General features: G+C 52.2%; 21 protein-coding genes. 7 read left to right on the top strand and 14 right to left on the bottom strand.

Features of this window, described 5'->3' with window-relative positions; genetic code table 11:
* Positions 1 to 383 precede the first annotated feature (383 nt).
* The 5 genes from C5S61_RS06250 (at position 384) to C5S61_RS06270 (ending at position 6,081) form a co-directional block, all read left to right on the top strand.
* Positions 384 to 1,667 carry a hemolysin family protein gene (locus tag C5S61_RS06250; RefSeq protein ID WP_110514202.1) on the top strand — a complete coding sequence of 428 codons (1,284 nt, stop codon included), beginning with the start codon at positions 384 to 386 and terminating at the stop codon, positions 1,665 to 1,667.
* Positions 1,657 to 2,064, top strand: a complete 408-nt coding sequence (cdd, locus tag C5S61_RS06255; RefSeq protein ID WP_110514203.1) for a cytidine deaminase — start codon at positions 1,657 to 1,659, stop codon at positions 2,062 to 2,064. Before C5S61_RS06250 ends, cdd begins: the two co-directional genes overlap by 11 nt.
* A gap of 149 nt (positions 2,065 to 2,213) precedes the next feature.
* Complete coding sequence (locus tag C5S61_RS06260; protein WP_110514204.1) at positions 2,214 to 3,206, top strand: aldo/keto reductase; 993 nt, start codon at positions 2,214 to 2,216, stop codon at positions 3,204 to 3,206.
* A gap of 293 nt (positions 3,207 to 3,499) precedes the next feature.
* A complete protein-coding gene (locus tag C5S61_RS06265) occupies positions 3,500 to 5,392 on the top strand; it encodes a LasA N-terminal domain-containing protein (protein WP_110514205.1) in 1,893 nt (630 codons plus the stop codon).
* Positions 5,393 to 5,487: 95 nt separating this feature from the next.
* Complete coding sequence (locus C5S61_RS06270) at positions 5,488 to 6,081, top strand: hypothetical protein (RefSeq protein ID WP_124033392.1); 594 nt, start codon at positions 5,488 to 5,490, stop codon at positions 6,079 to 6,081.
* On the opposite strand, the gene C5S61_RS06275 is transcribed toward C5S61_RS06270, so the two are convergent.
* The 5 genes from C5S61_RS06275 to mltG all read right to left on the bottom strand — a co-directional run bounded on the left by C5S61_RS06275 (position 6,078) and on the right by mltG (position 10,278).
* On the bottom strand, positions 6,078 to 6,938 hold the full coding sequence (locus tag C5S61_RS06275; protein ID WP_110514207.1) for a bifunctional 5,10-methylenetetrahydrofolate dehydrogenase/5,10-methenyltetrahydrofolate cyclohydrolase: 861 nt from the start codon (positions 6,936 to 6,938) through the stop codon (positions 6,078 to 6,080). The genes C5S61_RS06270 and C5S61_RS06275 overlap by 4 nt on opposite strands.
* 57 nt (positions 6,939 to 6,995) lie before the next feature.
* Complete coding sequence (locus tag C5S61_RS06280; RefSeq protein WP_110514208.1) at positions 6,996 to 7,628, bottom strand: cyclodeaminase/cyclohydrolase family protein; 633 nt, start codon at positions 7,626 to 7,628, stop codon at positions 6,996 to 6,998.
* Between the two features lie 88 nt (positions 7,629 to 7,716).
* Positions 7,717 to 8,388: an A24 family peptidase gene (locus C5S61_RS06285; RefSeq protein WP_110514209.1), complete on the bottom strand. Its 672-nt coding sequence runs from the start codon at positions 8,386 to 8,388 to the stop codon at positions 7,717 to 7,719.
* A gap of 7 nt (positions 8,389 to 8,395) precedes the next feature.
* On the bottom strand, positions 8,396 to 9,217 hold the full coding sequence (aroE, locus tag C5S61_RS06290; protein ID WP_205701371.1) for a shikimate dehydrogenase: 822 nt from the start codon (positions 9,215 to 9,217) through the stop codon (positions 8,396 to 8,398).
* Positions 9,205 to 10,278 carry an endolytic transglycosylase MltG gene (gene mltG, locus C5S61_RS06295; protein ID WP_164689256.1) on the bottom strand — a complete coding sequence of 358 codons (1,074 nt, stop codon included), beginning with the start codon at positions 10,276 to 10,278 and terminating at the stop codon, positions 9,205 to 9,207. The genes aroE and mltG overlap by 13 nt, the downstream gene beginning before the upstream one ends.
* Positions 10,279 to 10,785: 507 nt before the next feature.
* On the opposite strand from mltG, the gene C5S61_RS06300 reads away from it, so the two are divergent.
* Both C5S61_RS06300 and C5S61_RS06305 read left to right on the top strand, forming a co-directional pair.
* Positions 10,786 to 12,024 (top strand): CLIPPER-2 domain-containing protein, encoded by a 1,239-nt coding sequence (locus tag C5S61_RS06300; RefSeq protein WP_110514211.1) that lies wholly within the window; start codon positions 10,786 to 10,788, stop codon positions 12,022 to 12,024.
* A gap of 595 nt (positions 12,025 to 12,619) precedes the next feature.
* Positions 12,620 to 14,329, top strand: a complete 1,710-nt coding sequence (locus tag C5S61_RS06305; protein ID WP_110514212.1) for a SpoIIE family protein phosphatase — start codon at positions 12,620 to 12,622, stop codon at positions 14,327 to 14,329.
* Here C5S61_RS06305 and C5S61_RS06310 read toward each other — a convergent pair.
* The 9 genes from C5S61_RS06310 to C5S61_RS06350 all read right to left on the bottom strand — a co-directional run bounded on the left by C5S61_RS06310 (position 14,313) and on the right by C5S61_RS06350 (position 21,979).
* A complete protein-coding gene (locus C5S61_RS06310) occupies positions 14,313 to 15,491 on the bottom strand; it encodes a tetratricopeptide repeat protein (RefSeq protein ID WP_110514213.1) in 1,179 nt (392 codons plus the stop codon). The genes C5S61_RS06305 and C5S61_RS06310 overlap by 17 nt on opposite strands.
* Positions 15,492 to 15,606: 115 nt before the next feature.
* A complete protein-coding gene (locus C5S61_RS06315) occupies positions 15,607 to 16,674 on the bottom strand; it encodes a glucose-1-phosphate thymidylyltransferase (RefSeq protein WP_110514214.1) in 1,068 nt (355 codons plus the stop codon).
* Positions 16,675 to 16,698: 24 nt separating this feature from the next.
* Positions 16,699 to 17,103 (bottom strand): hypothetical protein, encoded by a 405-nt coding sequence (locus C5S61_RS06320; protein ID WP_110514215.1) that lies wholly within the window; start codon positions 17,101 to 17,103, stop codon positions 16,699 to 16,701.
* A complete protein-coding gene (locus C5S61_RS06325) occupies positions 17,100 to 17,624 on the bottom strand; it encodes a hypothetical protein (protein WP_110514216.1) in 525 nt (174 codons plus the stop codon). The genes C5S61_RS06320 and C5S61_RS06325 overlap by 4 nt, the downstream gene beginning before the upstream one ends.
* Positions 17,617 to 17,808 (bottom strand): hypothetical protein, encoded by a 192-nt coding sequence (locus C5S61_RS06330; protein WP_110514217.1) that lies wholly within the window; start codon positions 17,806 to 17,808, stop codon positions 17,617 to 17,619. The genes C5S61_RS06325 and C5S61_RS06330 overlap by 8 nt, the downstream gene beginning before the upstream one ends.
* A 1-nt stretch (position 17,809) precedes the next feature.
* Positions 17,810 to 18,775: a signal recognition particle-docking protein FtsY gene (ftsY, locus tag C5S61_RS06335; protein WP_110514218.1), complete on the bottom strand. Its 966-nt coding sequence runs from the start codon at positions 18,773 to 18,775 to the stop codon at positions 17,810 to 17,812.
* Between the two features lie 425 nt (positions 18,776 to 19,200).
* The gene (locus C5S61_RS06340) at positions 19,201 to 19,578 is read right to left on the bottom strand and encodes an FmdB family zinc ribbon protein (RefSeq protein ID WP_110514219.1); all 378 of its coding nucleotides are present in this window, start codon (positions 19,576 to 19,578) and stop codon (positions 19,201 to 19,203) included.
* A gap of 11 nt (positions 19,579 to 19,589) precedes the next feature.
* A complete protein-coding gene (locus tag C5S61_RS06345) occupies positions 19,590 to 21,137 on the bottom strand; it encodes a DUF2357 domain-containing protein (RefSeq protein ID WP_110514220.1) in 1,548 nt (515 codons plus the stop codon).
* A complete protein-coding gene (locus C5S61_RS06350) occupies positions 21,125 to 21,979 on the bottom strand; it encodes an arsenate-mycothiol transferase ArsC (protein WP_110514221.1) in 855 nt (284 codons plus the stop codon). Before C5S61_RS06350 ends, C5S61_RS06345 begins: the two co-directional genes overlap by 13 nt.
* Between the last annotated feature and the right edge of the window lie 18 nt (positions 21,980 to 21,997).

Consider the following 21,997-nt stretch of genomic DNA (forward strand, 5'->3'; position numbering starts at 1 on the left):
GGCCAGGGGTCGGGCTATGGGCTTTGGGCTGAAAGAAGCATAATCCTAAAAATCTGTGCCAATCTGTGGCAAACGGAAAGGATGAAGTATGAAGTATGAGGGATGAAATTTGAATCCTAAAAGCCGATAGCCAAACGAAACGCCTATAGCCTTCGTGATCTTCGCGGTCTTCGCGGTTTCTGGCCTTCGTGATTAAAAGCCTGAAAACGTTAACGCTTGGCCTCTTGCAATCACCTGCGATATGCCGCATACTGCATAGTACCGAAATATAAATCTACTCTAGTTCGAGGAGGACGAAGGCGACAATTTGGATTATTGCTGCTGCGTCGATCACCAGCCTGCAATAGTAGCGCCGCAAGGCCCGATTGAAGCCGATAGAACCCATGGACCCTGCATCTAGTTTGGAGCTGCTTGGGCTGGCGATGTGTCTCATTATTGTGAGTGTCGCCTCAGCAGCCGAAGCAGCGCTCTCTACTATCTCACGCCATCGAATGAATACGCTGTTGGAAAACGGCGAACGCCGGGCCAACGTGGCCATGCGCCTGTTGGAAGACCCCTATCATCTGCGCATAGGCACGCTCTTGCTGAGCACGGTTGGCACAATCGGCGCAACCGCGTTGCTCTTGACCTTTGTCGCCAATCGCACTGGCTGGCAGCAAGCCTCGTTTCTCTTGGGCTTTCTGTTGGTGTGGCTCACGATTGGTACAACCTTGCCCAAAACTCTTGCCACTGCCTACCCCGATAGCATGGTGCTTTGGACGGTGCGTCCATTGCGAATTTTGCTCTGGCTCGTCGCACCTATGCAATGGTTGCTGCGCCAAATTGCCCGCCCCATTGGCCTCGTCACTGGCCAAAACGCCAACCTCGTCACCGAAGAAGAACTTAAATTAATGGTCAACGTCGGCGAAGAAGAAGGCGTGATCGAAGCTGAAGAACGCGATATGATTGCGGGCATTTTTGAATTTAGCGATACCTCGGTGCGCGAAGTGATGGTGCCACGGATCGATATTGTAGGTTTGGCAGCCAGCGCCAGCATGGAAGAAGCGCTCAATTTGTTTATTAGCGCTGGCCATTCGCGCTTGCCCATCTACGATGATTCAATTGACCAAGTGCTCGGAGTGTTGTACGCTAAAGATCTGTTTCCGCTGTTGCGCGATGGACACCGTGATGTTCCTTTGCGCTCATTGGTACGCCAGCCCTATTTTGTGCCCGAATCACTGAAGGTCGACGATTTGATGCGGGCTTTGCAAAGCCGCAAAGTGCATATGGCCATTATTGTCGATGAATATGGCAGCACAGCGGGCTTGGTTACAATTGAGGATTTGCTGGAAGAGATTGTTGGCGAAATTCAGGATGAGTTCGATCGCGAAGAAGCGCCAATTCAACAGCTTAGCCCGAATGAATGGCTGTTCGATAGTCGGGTCTCGATTGATGAAGTCAACGATGCTACAGGCTTAACCCTAATCAATGACGATGTAGATAGCCTCGGTGGCTTCGTTTTGGCCCTGCTTGGCTCGATGCCCAAGGTCGGCGATGTGGTGCATGTCGATGACACAACGATTGAAGTTGTGACGATTCAAGGCTTGCGACCCCAACGCCTGCACTTAAGCTTAGCCACTGCCGAACCAGAGTTAGCCGAGGTTGGGAGTAATACCGATGATGGTTGACTACCAAATGCTCTTGGAGAACGCCAAGAGCGCCCGCGAACGAGCTTATACTCCATACTCACGTTTCAAAGTTGGCGCGGCAGTGCTGACAGCCAGCGGACGCATTTTCCATGGCTGTAATATCGAAAATGCTGCCTATCCTGTCTGTTTGTGTGCTGAACGCTCGGCGCTTGCTGCCGCTTGGAGCGCTGGCGAAACCGAATTTGTGGCCATCGCTGTGGTAGCCGATACGCCTGGGCCAGTCGCGCCCTGCGGCATGTGCCGCCAATTTATGTTTGAGCTTGCCCCCGATATGCCAGTACTATTGGCAAACTTGGCCGATCAAACCCAGCCAACCACGCCACGCGAGTTGTTGCCCGGCGGCTTTTCACGCGAAAGTCTAACCGCAAACGATTAAGCAGATTTTCAAAAATAATGTCTGAAGCAGCCCCTGTTGAATATAAAAACAGGGGCTTTTGCATGGCCCAAAATTGGGGTATTGACTTAGAGCGCGCGCAAATGTTTAGAATGCTGGCAACGAGAATATTTAGCAAGGAGACACCCGCAATGTTAAAGCGAACTATCGGCAAAAGTGGCATTGAAGTCAGCGCTTTGGGTTTGGGCTGTTGGGCAATCGGCGGCCCCTTCAACCACAATGGCAATCCTGCTGGCTGGGGTCAAGTCGACGATGCAGAATCGATTCGGGCAATTCATGCAGCGCTTGAGCTTGGGGTCAATTTTCTCGATACAGCAAACGTCTATGGTTGTGGCCACAGCGAGCAAGTGATTGCCCAAGCAATCGCAGGCCGCCGCGATCAACTCGTTTTGGCAACCAAATTTGGCAATAGCTGGGCCGAGGGCAGCAACGATGCCTTTGAACAAATGCCGATTAGCCCTGCAGAAATTCGCCAACAACTTGACGCAAGCCTCAAACGGCTCAATACCGATTATGTGGATTTGTTGCAACTTCACTTGTGGGGCTATCCGATCGACGATGCTGCCGCAGTGCGCGATACGCTCGAAAGCTTGGTCAGCGAGGGCAAGATTCGTGGCTATGGCTGGAGCACCGATCGACTTGAAGCCGTCAAGCTCTTTGCTGAAGGCCCACATTGTATCGCCGTGCAGCAGCAATTGAATTTACTGCATGGCCATAGTACTGGCGAGAGCGATGCGATTATTGCCTTTTGCGAAGCTCACAATTTGGCCAGCATCAATCGTGCACCGTTGGCTATGGGCTTGCTGACTGGTAAATTTACACCAAGCACCAGCTTTAGCAGCGACGATGTGCGCAGCAAAGTCGAATGGTTCGAAGGTTTTCAGGCCGGCAAACCCAACCCAGAATGGCTCAAAAAGCTTGAAGCTCTGCGCGAAGTGCTTACCAGCGAAGGCCGCACGCTAACCCAAGGCGCATTGGCATGGTTGTGGGGCCGCAGCAGCCAAACCTTGCCGATTCCAGGCTTCCGCACCGTAGCCCAAGCGAGCGAAAATGCCAAAGCACTGCAATTTGGCCCATTAACCTCCAGTCAAATGCAACAAATCGATAGCATTTTGCAACGCTAAATTTGATTCCCAAAGCGCTGTTTGAAACCGCGAAGAGCACGAAGAGCACGAAGGAGTGAGGGGTCAGGTATCAGCAATGGAAGTCTTGGCTATCGGAATTATTGGGCTACCTCTAAATTTTCCGATAGCCAAAAGCCCATAGCCTATAGCCTATAGCCTGTGCAGCCTCGTGTTCTTCGTGGGTAACAACCTCGTCCTTCAGATCCTCGCCAATCTCTCCTACGTTGCGCTCATTCTGCACCCCAACCATTCCACATCTGCTATACTGACAAGGCGAATGCTTGGTGAGGATTATGCAACGCTTTAACCCCAAACGCTATTTTGATTTACGCAATCGCCTGCAAAGCGATCAACAACGCCTCTGGGCTTTGTTCAGCACATTAATCGTCAGTTTGTGCCTAACCACGCTGGTGCTGCGGATTGCCCCGTCTCCCACGAAAACCGGCCAGCTGATTTTTCGGCCTGTTGATTCGGTCTCCGAGGACGACCTCAACCAAGCACAACAACCGCCACCAACCTTGCCCCCAGCCGTCGAGCCGCAAAATGCAGTCGAAGCAAGTTCGATTTTGCCTCGTGCCGCCGAGCCGCCAACATTAATCGACGATATTCGGTTTACATCAGAGCAAAATCTGACCGTTGAGAATATTCAGACGCTCTTGGATGCGCAACCTGGCACGCTCAAAGCTGCCCTGCTGACAGTTGGCGATCGCAATTTATCCTTGGCTGAGGTCGTGGTTGGCCAATCGTATCTGTATAGTTTGAATCCCAAATTATTGTTGGCGTTGCTGGAGTTTCAACAAGGCTTGTTGACCAATCCAACTCCCAACCCCGATCAACTCGATTGGGCCATGAAATATCAGGGCGAAGATGAAAAATGGCGCGGTTTGCATGGCCAAATTCGCTGGGCTGCCCGTGAATTGCGGCGTGGGGTGCGTGATTTTGCCTATGTGACCGAATTGCAATATCGCGATAAAGATGTGAAAGGCCCGATTCCCGCTGGCTTAAATCCCAGTTCGTATGCAGTTGTGCGTTTGCTCGCCCAAACCATGACACCTGAAGAATTGGCTAAAGTGCTCAGCGATGGCAGTTTTGTTTCAACCTATAGCAAGTTTTTTGAAGATCCGCGCCAAACGTTGGGCCAAGTGCCTGCGCCAGCCACGCCATTTTTGCGCTGGCCGCTGCGTAATGTCACCTACATCACCTCGTTTTTTGATCACGAGTATCCCTTTTTAACGCCCAACCAATCGTTGGTTAGTTGGTGGGGCCGCCGTGAAACCCAAATTTCCTACGATGGCCACGATGGCTGGGATTATGGCGCACGACCGCCAGAGGCCGTGGTTGCTGCCGCCGATGGCACGATTGTTTGGGCCAGCAATTCCGATGATGGCTGTGGCGTGCCTGCCAAAGGCGTGGTCATCGATCATGGCAATGGCTATCGCACGCTCTATTGGCATCTCAGCGAAATTTCGGTCGAAGTTGGCCAAGCAATTAAAAGCGGCGAGCAATTGGGCATCGTTGGCTCAACTGGCTGTGCAATTGGCCCACACTTACACTTCCAAACCCAATATCTTGGCCGCAATACTGACCCCTATGGCTGGTGTGGCAGCGAACCCGACCCATGGAGTAGCTATCCGGTTGGTACTGCCTCACGCTGGCTGTGGGCCGATCGCCCCAATCCATGCGATTTGGGCCAAACGATTGCGGTGCGGCCAACCGACGCAGGTTTTAGCCGCACTGAAGGCAATTGGCAAACAGCGCCAATTGGTGCTGGCGCAGAAACGCTCTGGATTACCTCGCAAATTCCGGTGATCAATACCGACACGCTGACCGACACAATCTCGGATTTAACTGGCGTGGCGACCCCGCAACCCACGCCGAACCAACCGCCAAGCACGGCTACCTGGCAAACCAGCCTGCCAAGCGCTGGCCGTTATCGCGTGCTAACCTACATTCCCTACTACTACAACGGCCACGACGATGCAGTAACGGCGCATTATGTGGTCGAGCATGCAGAGGGCCGCAGCGATGTGGTGATCAATCAGTATGTTTTTGCCAATGAATGGGCCGATCTTGGGACGTATACCTTTGATCCAAGCAAACCAGCCAAAGTCGAGCTGAGCAACGAAACCACCATGGCCGACCAAGGCATTTGGGTTGGCACAACGGTCTGGTTGCCAGCCGATTGACAATATAATTCATTAATGATACTGTATATTAATAAATTGGTCGTGCTAAGCGCGGCCACTTTTTTGCTTATTTTATAATGATATACAGTATCAATATGCAAACAATAATGCCAAATTATGGCTTACCCAAGGCTGTGCAGCACGCAGGACGACCATTATTCGAGCAGCAATGTTGGTGTTGGGGCCACGATGTGCGCCGCGGTGCAGGCAATTTGCTGCTGGAATATGGTGCTGAGCGCAGCCGGATGCCTGCTGAGCAGCGGGGCAGCAGCAACTATCGCTTTCAACTTGGCAATGGGGCGACGCTCGATTTGTGGGGTTGGGGCTTGTGGTATGGCGATGGCTATGCAGGAAGCCTGTTTTTGCGCCGCGACAAGCTCCAAATTGGCTTGATCGATCGGGCTGCGCCGCTGTGCAATGTTTGGTCGCTGAGTGCAGTGCCACCGGTGCGCATGCCTGCCGATTTCAACGAATGGCTGCGTATGACTAGCCTGCTGTGCCATTGTTGCACTTGGATTGCCAGCTATGAGCAGTGGGTTTTTGCCCATGCTGGATTAAAGTATCGCCAAGATTGTCTTGCTGATTGGAACAAACGCGCCTTGCCAGCCCACGAGATGGCTGAGCGCTGGCAACAACTCCACGAGTTAATTGTTGCCAGCCAAGCAACGTCAAGCCTCGTTATAGCTTAGGCTTGTTCGGCTAACCATTGGGCTGCTTGTAAGGTATTTTGCAGCAACATCATATTGGTGACTGGGCCTGTGCCGCCGGGCACTGGGGTAATTGCGCTAGCAACCTTGCTGGCACTTTCCCAATCGACATCGCCAACCACTTGACCTTCGGCCACCTCGTTGATGCCAAAATCGAGCACTACCGCGCCTGGTTTGAGCATTGCACCGGTTACCAAGCCAGCCTTGCCAACCGCTGCCGCCACAATATCGCCTTGGCTAATAACTTCGGCCAAATTGGCAGTGCGCGAGTGGCAAATCGTTACGGTGGCATGGCGCACCAGCAACAATTGGGCGAGCGGTTTGCCCACCACATTCGAGCGGCCAACCACAACCGCATGCTTGCCAGCCAAACTAATTTGATAGCGATCGAGCAAGGCCATGCCGCCAGCAGGCGTATTTGGCACCAAAGCAGCCAGGCCTTGGGCTAAGCGGCCAGCGTTGGTTGGGTGCAAGCCATCAACATCCTTTTGCGGATTGAGCGCGGCCACGGCTCCATCAGCAGAGAGCTGGTTGGGCAACGGCATTTGAATAATGATGCCATGGATGCTGGAATCGTTGCTGGCTTGCTGAATTGCCGCTTCTAAGGTCGCTTGATCGCAGGTTTCGGGCAGCAGTTGGAGCGCAAAGCCAAAGCCAACTCCTTCACACGAGCGGCGAATTGAACGCACATACCAATCGGAAGCAGCATTACCAGCCACTTGAACCACGACCAATTGGGGCACATAGCCAGTGCGAGCTTTGAATTCAGCCGCTTGCTGACTGATTTGAGCCTTCAATTCTTTCGCTAACACGCGACCATCAAGCAAAAGCGCTGTCATAACATCCTTTACATAAAAAAGCGGAGCTTTTGCTCCGCCAGCGTTGGAAAACAATTTTTAGGCTTGAAGTTGTTGATTGACTAAGGCCATTATCGCCTCGGTATCCTCAGGCAGGGTGGCGGTGAGTTTGGCAACTTCGGCCCGCGTTTCGCGCACATAAAACTGATCTTCGAGCGAATTCAGGTTGATTTCAACATTGAGCAAGGCGCTACGCACCGCAGCTTGGGCTAAGAGCACGGCCACGCCAACATCACTTACCGCAGCCGAATTGCCTTTTTGAGCGGCTGGGCTACACAACGGCAAAATTGCAGCCGCAGCTTGGGCGGTGCGCAATGGCACATCGGTAGCAATTCTGGTTGCTGCTTGAATCGCATCGCGGCGAATCGCAATATCGGCGCTGGTTTCACGCGGCAATTTATAGGCCACACTCAAGCGGCGAAATGCCTCAACATCAGCCTCGGCCAGCTCTTGCAACTCACGGCGCAACGATTCTGAGCGATCCATCAAGCCGCGAATTTCATCCTCGACCTCGGCATATTTCTTCTTGCCAAGGGTCAGTGAACAAACCATTGAAATCAAGCCTGCGGCCATTGCCCCAGACACGGCTGCAACGCTCCCGCCACCTGGCACTGGCTCTTTGGTTGCAAGCTGATCCAAAAATTCGGTGATTGGCACCTGTAATAGGGTCATAATGACCTCCTTGGTGTTGAATCAAGTCATGCTGATCGTACCACATCTCGGTAGCTGTGCGGTTGCTTGCAGCCACGCTATTAGCCGCCTAAAGTGGCCCAAACTTGATCAGATAGAGCAATACTCCAAGGCATAAATAGGTGCCATAGGCGATATAGAGCGTGCCTTCGCCTCTGATTTGGCGTACCACCAAAATCCCAAGTGAGGCGATGCCTGCCAAGCCCATGCCATACATAAGCACTGTGCCAAGATAGCCCCAACCAACCGTTGCACCAATCAAAAAGGCCAAATACACATCGCCTAAACCAAATGGTGCATCGGTATCAGGATAAAGCACAATCGAGCCAGCAAAAAAGAGCAAAAACAACAGCCCCGCTATCAACGCCCCTACCAGCGAAGCTTTGAAACCAATCGTTAAAAAGGCCGAGCCAATTAACGCTGCGATGGTTGCAATCAGCACCAACAGCACATCAATCAGGCGCACTTTCCAATCGACAGCCCCAATCACAATAAAAACGAGGCTGATTGCATACCAATAAAGGCCACGCAGCGAAAGCCCATAATCGCGATAACAAATCCATGCCATCAGTCCACTCATGGCCGCAACCAACAACCCAACCCATGTTGGCCCGCCAAGCAAGGGGTGGCGCGGCGTTGGCAAAGGGTTTGCAGCTTTGGGGTCAGTGGCAATTTGGGTAATCCAAGGGTTTAATCCAAAGCCAATCGCAAGCCCAACCACAATCACAATTGCTAACAACATAGGCTGATTATCCTTGTAGGGCCGCTAGGGCAGCTGTACGCATGACAACTAGCGGTGCAGGCTGATTAAACCAGAGGCTAAATGCTAGGCCAGCTTGGCGAACCAACATATCAAGCCCATCGCAATGGGTCGCGCCACATGCCGCTGCCGCTCTAAGCAAGGGCGTTTGGCGATAGACAGTATCGTACACCATAAGTTTGGCATGTAATAGGCCTAAATCAAGCGGTGCAGGATCAGTATCCTTCCAACCAAGCGAGGTTACATTGATCAACAGGCTCGCATTGGCAATACAGGCTGCAACGTGAGAATCGCTGGCTGCTAGCGCTTGTTCATGGGGCAAAACCAAGGCTTGGGCACTGCTGAGCGTGCGATTGATTAAGCTAATCTGTTGACAACCAGCGTTGCGCAAGGCCCAAAGTGCTGCCCGCGCCGCCCCACCAGCGCCCAAAATCACTGCCCGTTGGCTGGCTAAATCGATTCCAGCGGCTTGGAGCGAGGCTTGGAGGGCAGGCGCATCGGTATTATGGCCTGTCAAACTGCCATCTGCTTCGCGCACGATGGTGTTGACCGCCCCCAGTTCCTGGGCGATTGCAACCGTGCGATCAAGCAAGGGGGCGATTGCGACTTTATGCGGCAAGGTTACATTTGTGCCCAGCATGCCCTCTGCGCGTAGGCTTTGCACGCGGGTAGGTAACTCGGCGGCAGGCGTATGCCAACGTTCATATTGTTGATTAATAGCAAGCGCCTGCAATGCAGCATTGTGCATTGCAGGCGAAAGGCTATGGGCGACCGGATCGCCAATGATGCCAAGGGCAGCTATTTTGGACACGCCAAATACTCATCTTGTAAGCGGCTAAATTCAATGTAGTCGTTGGTAAAAGCGTGGGTTGGGCGTTCACCTGCGGCAACACATTTGGCCACAAAATAGGTCACATCCTCATCTGCTGGGGCAGCGGCTGCTTGCAAAGCAAACAATCCAGGCGCACTAATTGGGCCTGGTGGTAGGCCAGGGTTGACCCGTGTGTTGTAGGGGCCTGCGGCACTATTAATTTGTTCAACCGTCAACTGATCGAGTTTTGGCCACCAGTTGCCTGGCTCACCCAAGATATATTGAACCGTGGGATCTGCGCCAAGTTGATTGCCTGCAAACTCTGGCTTCAAACGATTCCAGAAGGCGGCAGCAATCCGCGGCATTTCTTCGTTGTTGCTCGCTTCGCGCTGCACAATCGAGGCTACTGTTAGCACTTCGTGGACAGAGCGGCCAGTGGTGGCGCTGCTCAATGGCGAATCGGCCCAGCGAATTGCGAAGGTATCGAGCATTTTGCGCACAATATCTTCGCTGCTTGCGTCGGAGAAAATGTCATAGGTATCGGGGAAGAGATAGCCTTCTAAGCTGGCGCTATCGGGCAAACTGGCCAAAAAGCTATAATCGGCCTTGAACTGCGAGCCATTGCGGGCCACGCTCAAGAAATCATCGGCACTAACCACGCCCGTTGATTCGATGACGTTGGCAATTTCTTCAATGCGCAAGCCTTCGGGCACGGTAAAGCGCACCGCCGTGCGAACTTCAGGTGCAACCCGAAACATGTCCAAAATTTGGTTGATGGTCATGTTGGGGCTGATTTTGTAGGTGCCCGGGTACAATTCTGTTTCGGCGTTGCGCACATCGGCGAAAACCCGGAAGACAATTGCGCGGCGAACCAAGCCTTCGGATTCTAGATTGCTGCTAATCACAGCCAAACTGTCGTTTTGGGCAATCGTAAAATTTTGGGCAATATTGCTATCGCCAGCAGGCGTGGTTAATTCACGCAGGAACAATGTTGCAACACAAGCAACCACGAGTGCGCCAATGGTGGCAACAATCAACAAAGCTCGAATTAAACGTCTCACAAGCATCCCTTATTATCTATGGTAGCGTTGGCATGCACCAACAATCGGTCGATCGCAAACGGCAAAACCTTGGCTATTATAGCCTTGCGTTATCTATTTGACAACAACTCCTCCTTTCTTAACAATCTTTCACACCATCCTAATGAGCTAAAACCTTAGGCAAGCAATCTGCAAGAGCATCACCTCTAGGGGTGAGATATAAGTCGTCTTAACGAACGGGACTGACGCTCGTTTATAAGACTGCACAACAACTCCAAGTGTTGCTATACTAGCTAGTATTCTTTTTGGATTCTTTGCTGGCTTGTGGCCAGTTGAATTGCGTTTGGCTGGTTGGTACGCCTTATCAAGATATATTCCATGATTGAGTTTAGGCTCAGATTAATGCTTGCTAGTGATTCGATCAGCTTGTGAGTTGCTTAAATAGCTAGCTACACATTGACATGACTTAAGGCCTGAGTCATAATAGTTCTACCGACATACCAACCAATCATCGCAGGATGGTGTTTTATGCAATGGAGCATGCGGCTACGTTCGCTCTGCATTCCTGCTCTATTGACGTTCATGATCGCTGGTTTATTTGCGCTCATGGCTCGTCAACCGCACGCTAGTTTCGCTCAGGATAGCGAAGGTTCGCCCCCCGATTGCCCTGGTTTGGGCGATCTTGGCGCTTGGTTCAGCGCCGAAAACGAAGTTGTTATTATCAATCGTTCGAGTGTTTGTACCTATGAAGTTGGTACGGCTGTGTATCAAAAATTTGATGCCGTTACCGATCATCAGGTGCTATTTGCCTCGCAAAGCGACCAATTACCTCCCAATACTCAACGCACGTATCGCCAAACCTTAACCACCTGCGCTGGCCAAATGAGTGCCTTCTTCGGGCCGGCTTTGCCAAACCTGATGAACCAGCGCTACCACGAACGGTTGTTAGCATCCAATCATTATGGTGGCACCAATTATTGTTTGCGCAACTGCGATTCGGGCCGTTTATTGGGCTGGGTTGGGGTGAGCCAAAACGCCGTCTTACAACATTCAGCCAGAATCGGCATGAAAATCACTGGCGCGCCACCATGGCAAATTGAATTTCGCCTGACCGGCCCGCTGACCAAAACCCACATCGAGCAGATCGATCCGTATCTGTTCACTGGCAATACGTGGAATTTAAACACGGTGCCTGCTGGCGATTACACGCTCAAAGCTTCGTATATGGCCAACCAAGGCGTGCGCTGCGATAGCAAAACGATTCAATTTAAAGTCGCGAGTGCACCGCAGCCAACGCCAACGCCATCACCAACGCCTACGCCAGTGCCAGTTTATCGGGCGCGGATTGTGCTGAATTCGTTGGTTATTTGGGATGTTAATCGTGGCGATCAGTTGCATAATTTTGATGGTTTTGTGCGGCCTGGCGATACAATTTCGTATACCCTCGCCATCCAAAATACTGGCAACATGCCCTTGAGCAATGTTGAAATTGTCGATCCCTTCTCAACTGCTACTAGTTTTAGTGGGCTAAGTTGGCCAGCCCCGCAAATTCAGCCAAGCCCTAATGGTGCAGGCCCGATTGGCTGGCGAATTCCAGTCTTGCAACCAAATCAACGAATTAATGCAACCTTCCAAGTGATCGTCAAAGAATCGATTCGCGGAACCTATACCCAAATTATCAATAATGCGAGCTTCTCGAGCAACGAAACTGGCCAGCAGTGGAGCAACACGACTGAGCATATTTATAATCCAGATTTTGATCAATAATTTGGGGATCGGTTGTTGGGGATTGGGGATCGGGGATCAGAGATTAGGGATCAGGTTCCGCGAACCGCGAAGGACGCGAAGATCACTAAGATGAGGCTATAGGCTGTTGGCTTTTGGCTATCGGAACAATTATTGCCATTGCAAGCAATCTCCGATAGCCAAACTTTCCGATCTCCAGCCCTGACCCCTAGCCTCTCGTAACTGCGATGATGCGTTTTAACGCAGAGGCACAGAGAGGGTGATAGGCTATAGGCTATTGGCTATCGGAACATACATGGGATTGGCAGATGCGGTTGGCACAGACTGGAATCCCGATCCCCCGACCCCGACCCTGCCCACTGATCCCCAACCCCTATGCTCTATGCTCTATGTTCTATGTTCTACCCCCTGCCCACTGATCCCCAACCCCTATGTTCTATGTTCTGACCCCTCCTCACGCAACCGCGAAGGCTGAATAAAGCTTGCTGACCAAAACTCTGCTTGCTAAAAGCCCAGCATCGGGCGATAATCGCCATACCTGTTGGATGTACCCCAGCAGGTATGGGCCTGTTTTTTAGCTGATAGCCTATTGCTGATAGCTATCCAAGGTGTGTCTATGGCTATATCTGAAGCGCGCAGCATTGAGATTGATGCCCGTTGGGAAAACCTCGCAGCCCTCACCGATTACACCACCGAGATCGAAACCGACTTTGCCCTCACGAGCGAACAAGCCTTTGTGCTCGGCTTAGTGATTGAAGAAATTGTCACCAATATCATCAAATACAGTTATGCTGAGCAAGGCGGCCCCTTGCAATTGCACAGCACCCTCGAAAATGGCGAGCTAGCGATTCGAATTCTTGATCGTGGCCAGCCCTTCGATCCTGATGATGCTGATCCGCCTGATTTGTTTGCCAACATTCACGATCGCCAAGTTGGTGGTTTGGGCGTGTTTTTGGTGCGCGAAATGGCCGATTCAATCACCTACCAGCACGATCTTGCGACTGGTTGGAATACCCTGATCGTAACCAAAAAAGCTTCAACCGAAGCGAGTATCGCGCCGTTGGTAGAATTTTTGGAACAATTGCCCTTATTTCACGAGGTCAATCAAGCCACCATTCACAATTTAGTCCAAAGTGCCGAGCATGTGCGTTTAGCGCCTGGCGAGACCTTGTTTAGCGAAGGCGATAGCGGCGACGATTGCTATATTGTGATGGCTGGCGATGTGGATGTGATTAAGGCGCTGGCGACCGAAACCATTTTGCTCGAACGCTGTCGGCCTGGGGCGATTTTGGGCGAAATGGCCTTGATCGATAATAGCCCTCGCGCGGCGAGTGTGCGCGCCCGAACCGCCGCAACTTTGCTGCGCATCACCGAGGCCGAGTTTGTGACCTTGATGCACGCCAACCCAACCACCGCCATGGCCTTGCTGCGAGGTGGCACCAGCCGCCTGCGCCAAGCCAACGCCCAAATGCTTGGCGGGCTAGAAAAGAAAAATATCGAGCTAGCCAGCGCCTACGAAGAACTCAAATCGGCACAGCAAGAGCTTTTACGCCTCGAACGGATTGAGCGCGAGTTGGCGATTGCCCGCGATATTCAGCGCTTCTTCTTGCCGCCGAGCATTCCCCAACCAGAAAATTGGCAAATTGTGGCTTTCAATCAAGGAGCTTTAGAGGTTGGCGGCGATTTTTACGATGTGATCAAGCTTGGCGGCGATAAAATTGGCTTGGTGGTCGCTGATGCCTGTGGTAAGGGCGTGCCAGCAGCGCTCTTCGTGGCGCTTACTCGCTCGTTGTTGCACTCGAACGCCCAAGCCTTAGCGGCGCGACCCGAGATTGCTCCCGATTCGTTGGCCTTGTTGATTGCTGCAATCAACGTGACCAACAACTACATTTCACGCGAACATGGCGCAAGCAATATGTTTACAACGCTGTTTTTTGCCTCGTTCGACCCCCATACTGGCGAATTGGCTTATGTGAATGCAGGTCACAATCCGCCAATCATTATTAATCGTACCAGCCGTACGTTGCGCTATTTGGAAGGCACTGGCTTGCCCTTGGGGATTATGGAAGATCTGCCATACAAAGCCAAGAGCACCATCCTTGCTGCCGATGAATATTTCTTGGGCTTTACCGATGGCGCGACTGAGGCCTTTAATTTGGCGGGCGAGGTTTTTGATGATGCAGCGTTGACCAAGGTGCTCAAAACTGGCGATTTCCACGATGCTCAATCCTTGCTGACCTGTGTTTGGCAAGCGATTGAAGCATTCGTGGGCGATGCCGAGCAAGCAGACGACATAACCTTGCTGACGGTTAGTCGTTCAGGCTAATCAGGCGGTGGTGCTCGTGATAATACTCAACTTGCTGTTCGCGATTCGGCTCTGGCTGGGTTTGGGCGAGAGCCGCGAGCAGTTCTTTGCTTGCGTTTGCGACTGCTGCTGCTTGGCTGGGCCATGGCAAGCTTGGTTTTTGAATCGGTAGCCCAATCAAATCGGGCACGTCATCGAGCAATTCGGGGGTGCTGCTCATGCTCAGGGCAAAAATGCTATGCGGCCCATCTATTTGCTCGGCGATTGCCTCGAGCATGGCGCTTTGGTTAAATTCCGTCATCACCACCAAGGTATTTTTTTCAGGGTCGCTAATTTTTTGAATATATGGGCGTTGTAAAAGCTGAGCCAAGGCTTGAGCCAGTGGTTTGCTTTGGCTATCAAGGGCCAAGACTTGATCGCAGCGCCAAATATGACCTTCGGCCAAGGCGGCGGCTCGCTGCAAAGTTGTGGCAATTGCCTCGAACGACCAAGCAAATTGGATTTGCGGCTTGATATTCAGGCCATCATCAATGCTGCTGCCCAAACAAATCAGCCCGTGAGTTGCATACCAAGCATCTTTTTCGTTGCTGACCATGGCAAATTCTTGATGGCGGCGGGCAACGCTGCCCAAATCTTGCAACTGTTCGATTTGTTCATCATCCTCGACCAAGAGAATGGCGCGGCCAAAGCTGGCTAAGGCTGCATCATACAGCTGCAACTTGATTTGGCAACGCCCGATTAATTCGTGAAATTCCCATTCATCGTTATAAATTGGCCGCACATCGAGCAATTGATCAAGTGCTTGTTGATATAAACCCTCAGCAAAATCAATATAGGCCAATTCATAGGTTACAAAGGTATCAAGCGGAAACAGATCGACGCACAAGCGCAAAATGCGCCGTGCTTCGTGATAATGCTTCAATTCGATTAAGACCGTCGAATAATTGGTTAATGCTTCGTAATCTGGCTCGATAGCCACGACTGCGTGCCATGCATCGGCGGCTTTAGCCATCAATCCATTGCGCAAATAATATTTTGCCAAGGCCACATGGGCAGCTCGAAGCTGCGGATTTTCTTGCAAAGCCTGGCGATATTCTTCGACAGCCTCAGCAATGCGCCCCGCATGTTCAAGTGATAATCCACGTCGATAATGTAATTCTGCTTGTCGGAATTTATCAGCCATAGTTTTCAATTATGAAGGATGAATTATGAATTATGAAATAGTGATTGTAGATTTTCATCCCTCATAATTCATCTTTCATAATTAATTCATCCCTCATAATTCATCCTTCATAATTCTACAAAAGTCCCACGTCGGAGTTATCGCCGAGCATGAGGCGGTAGGCTTTGGGCTTCATTGGCGAGGTATGCAGCTTTACGTTGCGCCCAATCAAGCTATCTTCGATGCGGTTGGGCAGGCGAATAATTTCGCTATTTTCCAACACAATCGAGTGCTCAATTTCGCTTTCCTCAATCGTACAATGATGATAGATTGAGGTAAACGGTCCAACGTATGAGTTTACAACCCGTGTATCTTCGCCAATAATCGCTGGGCCACGAATCACGCTATTGATAATTTGCGCGCCTTTTTCAATCGTCACCTTGCCAACCAATTGCGAATCGCGATCGACAAAGCCAGAGACATGCGGCGTGATTTCTTCAAGAATCAAGCGATTCGCATCGAGCATATCAGCGCGCTTGCCAGTATCGATCCACCAGCCTTGATGAATGTGAGCATGCACATGGTAATCATGCTCGATCAGCCATTGAATCGCATCGGTAATTTCAAGCTCGCCGCGCCACGAAGGCTTAATCGCCTCGACCGCTTCCCAAATATGCTGATCGAACATATAAATGCCGACCAAAGCAAGGTCTGAGCGTGGTTGGCGGGGTTTTTCGGTCAAGCGCTCAATCGAGCCATCGTGGCGCAATTCGGCCACGCCATATTGCTGTGGGTTAGCCACTTGCTTGAGCACAATTTGCGAATTGTAATCGGCGGTTGCAAAGCCAGAAACCAACGAACTGACTCCGCCCTCGATGCAGTTATCGCCCAAAAAGAGCGCAAATTTATCGTCGCCAATAAACGGGCGGCTAATTTTGACCGCATGGGCCAAGCCGAGCGGCGCTTCTTGGGGAATATATTCGATCTTTACGCCCCAGCGTGAGCCATCGCCCACCGCGTTGCGCACTTCATTGCCAGTATCGCCAATCACAATCCCAATTTCATCGATATTGGCATCGCGCAGCGCTTCGATAACCCGAAAAAGCACGGGCTTGTTGGCAACCGGCACTAATTGCTTGGCGCTGGTATAGGTGATTGGGCGGAGGCGTGTGCCTTTACCACCACTCAGAACTAAACCTTTCATGGAATTCATCGCCTCCTTAGGGCGCTAAGCAGTTGGTGCAGCAGGAGCAACAGCGCTTAACCGCCATGCTACCAGCAATGCACCGAAACTTTGCAAGATAATCGCTAAAATTAAATAGCTCGCATGGCCATTGGCTACGGCAGCCTCTTGGCCAACAAATATCCGTTCGAGGCGGGCGGCAGCAAACAAACTGAGCACATAGGTCAGCACCAACCAGCCAGCAAAAGGCCGATACAAACGCCATTGACCGAGCAAACTGCCAAGAAAGCTGCCAAGCGGCACGGCCACCACCGCCCAAACATAGGGCTTAAGTTGCTCAGGGCTGGGCGCAATTGCCCGCGATTGATATGCCATAAATGCCCCAATCGCGCCGATTAACGCTCCCAAGGCCACCAAGCCAATTAATTTAATCCGTGAATTGGCAATCATGGCGTAGCGGTGACCTCCACAGTTGGCGGCACGGGCGTTTCGCTTGGCGTGGCTGTCAATGTTGGCGATGGCGTTGGCGTAAAAGTCGGCGTTGGTGGCGGCTGATAGCTGATTCGATAGCTGCCATTACGCGCGTTTGTCGACTTCACGCGGTATTGCAAATCGCCAACATCATTGCTCATCACAATGCCGCGCTGGCTGCTGCCCTCTGCTGAAGCCACCAGCGTAAACGCCACATTGGCCTGTTCGCCGCTCAAGACCTCGATCACCAATTCGCCGCTCGCCACTTGCGCATTGAACGTAACATCGAGCAACATTGGCTGCGAGCCAATATCGAGCGCTTGCAGCACCGCCTCGCCGTTGGTATCGCTGCTGACAAACTCAACATTTTGCGAGCCGAGATCGGCGGTGATCGTCGCTTGCTCATTGCGCCCGGCCATCAGCAAACAGCCTGTTAGCAATGGCGCTAACAGGCCGATCAGGAGCATTTGCCGAATGTGAGTCAATGTCCATTTAGGCATAGGATTCTGGTTTGCTATCAGGATTGTGGGTTGCCGATTCAGCAACGACCTCAATCTTATCGGGATTACGACTGACGATCTTGAGCACGTTATCGCAGTTGACACAGCCAACTTGTGCGCCAACCCGCATCACAGGGCTGAGTTTGAGGGCTTTTTTACACGCGGGGCATAACAATTTTGCCATGTTATTCCTCCTCGAAGAGCGCATTAACGAATGATTCACCATCGAATAAGGCTAAATCGTTGATCGTTTCGCCAGTGCCGATGTATTTAATTGGGCGCTCGATTTCTTGCACAATTGCGAAGGCGATGCCGCCCTTGGCTGTGCCATCAAGCTTGGTCAAGGCCAAGTGGGTCACTTGAGCAGCTTGAGTGAAGGCGCGGGCCTGAATCAAGCCGTTTTGGCCGGTCGTGGCATCGAGCACCAACAGCACCTCGTGAGGCGCATATTGCCAGCGCTTTTTGACCACGTTCGAAATTTTTTCAAGCTCTTTCATCAAGTTGTGCTTGCTTTGCAACCGCCCAGCAGTATCAATAATCAAGACATCTGCTTGTTGATTGTAGGTGGCTTGGGTGGCATCGTAAGCAACTGCGCCCGGGTCTGCGCCTGGTTGTTGGCTAATCATCGGCACGCCAACTCGATCGGCCCAATGTTGTAATTGGTCGATTGCGGCAGCGCGGAAGGTATCAGCAGCAGCCAAAATAACATTTTTGCCCATCGCCTTATAGCGATTCGATAACTTGGCAATCAAGGTAGTTTTGCCAACCCCATTGACCCCAACCACCAAAATCACATATGGCTTAGTTGAGCGCTCGGAGTATTGCGGTGTATCAACGTCGAGGCGGTTGACCAACTCGCTTTTGAGCAACGAACGGGCTTCGCTAGCAAACTTCAAGCCCTTCTTTTCGCAGCGTTCACGCACGCGTTCGACGATTTTCAAGGCGTTTTCAGCCCCGACATCGCCAGCAATCAACAGTTCCTCTAGCTCGTCCCACAGCTCGTCGGTAATGGGATCTTCGCTGCGGAATATGGCTGTAATGCGACCAAAAAAGCCACTCTTGGTCTTTTGAACACTTTGTTCAATCTTTTTTTCTTCTTGTTTAATTTCTTGTTCGGAGCGTTCTTCACCACCGAAGAGTCGTCGAAACATATAGCACCTAACTTGTCATGTAATTGTAGGCGAAACACTGCCCAATGCACTGTCGCCAATCCTCAGGCAATAATACCATGCTTAGCCCAGAAGGGGGAATGTACACAGGTTGCCATGGCGATTTAGACGTTGCCAAAAGCCAATAAGTTGAGGAAGTTCCCCCACCTCAACTCCTTCGATCGCGTTGTGTGGGCGAGCTTTCAAGGGTAGGTTTTGAAGATCCCCTCACCTCAACCCCTCTCCCGTGACGCGGGCGAGGGGCTTTTTGGTTTGGTGGTTTTCGCCGTAATCGTGATGAAAACGCGCTGCTCCCCCTCGCCCGCGTTTTCGTGGGAGAGGGTGTTGGGGGGTGAGGGAACGCTCCACAGCAGACCAATCCCTAAAAACCTACGCCTTGTAGGGCTAGGGGTGAGGGGGTCTCAATCCTAGCCCCAGCCCAAATCGTTGCTGTCAGCGCCGCCAGATTTGCCATCGCCTTCGCCGCCCATTTCTTCGTCGATCATCTGATCGACCATTTCGTTCCAATCGCCGCCGAGATCGTCGCCAAGCTCGCGACCCATTTTCTTGGCCCAACGCGCAACTGAGCGCGGGTCGTTTTCATCAAGATCGTTGAACATCGACGAATCTGCCATTGCATCCAAACGGGCATCTTCGCTGCGTACCACCGATACCCGCGAGATTGCCCGACTGACCGCTTTGCTCGCACAACGCGGGCATTGCAAATCGCTGGGATCGCTAAAACCCCGCACGAGGCGAGCAAAACGCCCTTGGCATTGTGAACACACATATTCATAAACTGGCATGATGAATTCCTTTATTGATGCAGCTGATTGAGCCAATGCTCTAACCAGCGCGATAAACCATCAGTATTATTGGGCGTGAGGCCAAGCGCCGCAATCGGGCCAAATTCTTCGCTCGTTTGTTGCGGATAGAGCACTGCGGCGGCAAGGACACACGGCTGGCCTGCATAGCCAAGGCTGCCGCGATAGGCATACACATCATCGAGCGCACTTTGCGGCACGCGCTGGTCGGGCGCACGCCGATATTTGGCATCAAGCACCAATAGCTGTTGGCCGCGCGCGGTTGTGGTTTGCAGCACCAAATCGGGAATCCGCAGATAGCGATCAAGGCTATATAACCCATCGCGATTGGGCTGGGCGGTGAAACGGGCTTGATAGCGCAAATGCCAAAGTTGCTGGCCAATCAGCACGCTGAGCAATGGCGTGGTCGAATTCAGCCCCAGCACCCAGCGTTCGCGTTGCGAATCCTCGTTGAGCAATTGTTGGGCTTCAATTGTGCCGAATTGGGCCAGTAACTGCGCGACCTGCAATGCACACCATTGTTCATATAAACTTGGCACATCGGCCACGGGCAGCGCCAAACTGCCAACTTCTAAGGTGAGCAAGGGTTGTTCGTGCAAGCTGCGGGCCAATTGGCGAATGGGCCGATAGCGCGAATCGCGATTGATTAATTGGCTTTGAACTGGCTGCTGGCGCGCTTTCAAGCCTGCCAACGGTGCTGCTTGACGTAATTGACGCAAGCTCGTAAGCCGCTGTTCAATTGTCGTTTGCAGCGAACTCAAGTCAATTTGGCGTTGCTCGGCGGCGAGGCGACGCAAATGGCGCAAACGACGCTCAATTTGTGCGATCAAGCCGACCAACCAGCGGTGTTCAGGCAAATCGAATGAGGCGCGAGCATGCTCAGCCTGTACCTGCGCTGGCAGCGGGCCATAGGGTTCGAGCACGTGATAATTCGCGCTGGGCTGGGCCAATTGATCCAGCTTAAACTGCTGGGCCGCCCCCAAATCGCTGGCTTGCTGGTGCTGCTCAAGCGTCGATTTGGCGTGGTGTTGCAAATTGCGCACAATCTGGTTTGCTTGCTGGCTGCTTTGGTTAATTAAATGCAGCGCTTCTAAAAATGGGCTGGGATCATGCGGCAGCAGCGGCACAATCACCGCTTGGGCAAAACTGGGGCTGCCAATCCGCAGCGCCAATGAGCGGGCTACTTGGCTGAGATCGTGCAATAAGGCTTGCCACAATTCAATATCAAGCAAATGCGGGCGCAACTCAAATTGCAATGCTTGCTGTTGAACCGAGCCATCAGCGAACTCAATCTGCAGGCTGCCATACACTGTGCCTGCCTGCCCACGTGGCTGCCACGTCCAGCGCCAAGTTGGGTCGAATGGGCTAGCATTGGGCACGCCCAAATTTTCGCTACCAATCGATAGCGAAGCATGGCGCACATTGGCTTGCGCAGGACACGCCAAATTGACCACTGCCCATTCGTTCCAATTGGTAGCGGTTAATTGCACACTGGCTTGGCTATCGATGCCATTAATTGTTAGCGGAACTAGCTCTGCCACCGCCCAATTGCTCCTGCTAGACCAGCCAAATCTTGCGGATCGAGGGTTTGCGCCACGCGACCAACAATTTCGCGTAGAATCGTCAGTTGATTGCTGTTAAGTGGATCGCTGCCAGCGCCAAGTACGCCTCCCAGCATCGCCAACGCCGCAGGCCGAAAATCGCTTGGGCCTGCACTGGCAGCGATATGATTGGCAAAACTTTGCATGGCCTCGCGTAAACTACTCCGCGCCTTGCCCCAATCGACCACTTCGGGAATGCCAGCAATGCCAAAGGCCAAAATATGCAAGCGCCGATAGGCCGGATGCACCTCGGAGCCAAGCTCCACCAGGCTAGCAACTGGCTGCGACGCTGCTTCAACCTTGCTCGCAACGACGGTTGGTGTAAGCGTTTCGCCTTGGCAATAGGCAATAACTTTAGCCAACGAAACTTTTAATTGATGCTCAAGCTCACGGCCATAAATCAGCCAGGCATCAAGCGTCATGCGAAATGGATCAAGCACCTCGCGCGCCGATTCGGCCAAATCGGGCAGCACTTGCCAACGCCCATCTGGGTATTGCAACTCCAAAGCACGCCCAACCCCGCGATCAACTGCCAGCAACAAATCGGCCTGCATTGCAAGTGCTGGGCTGAGCGAGCGCGCGGTATGAGCTGGTGGCGTGGCACTGAGGTGCTCTAAGGCCATGCGCGCCTCTGGCTGCCAGGTATCGCCATCGTGGCCCAAAACCCCTGCTGATTCAATTTGCCATGTTGGGTGCGTTTCAAGCAACAAACGGCGCAACAAGACAGCACCCATCGGAGCGCGCCCAGTATCGGCTCCCCCAACCACAACAATCAACGCCATACAATGCTCCTGCTAGAA

It is taken from the genome of Herpetosiphon llansteffanensis, from assembly GCF_003205875.1.
GTDB lineage: Bacteria > Chloroflexota > Chloroflexia > Chloroflexales > Herpetosiphonaceae > Herpetosiphon > Herpetosiphon llansteffanensis.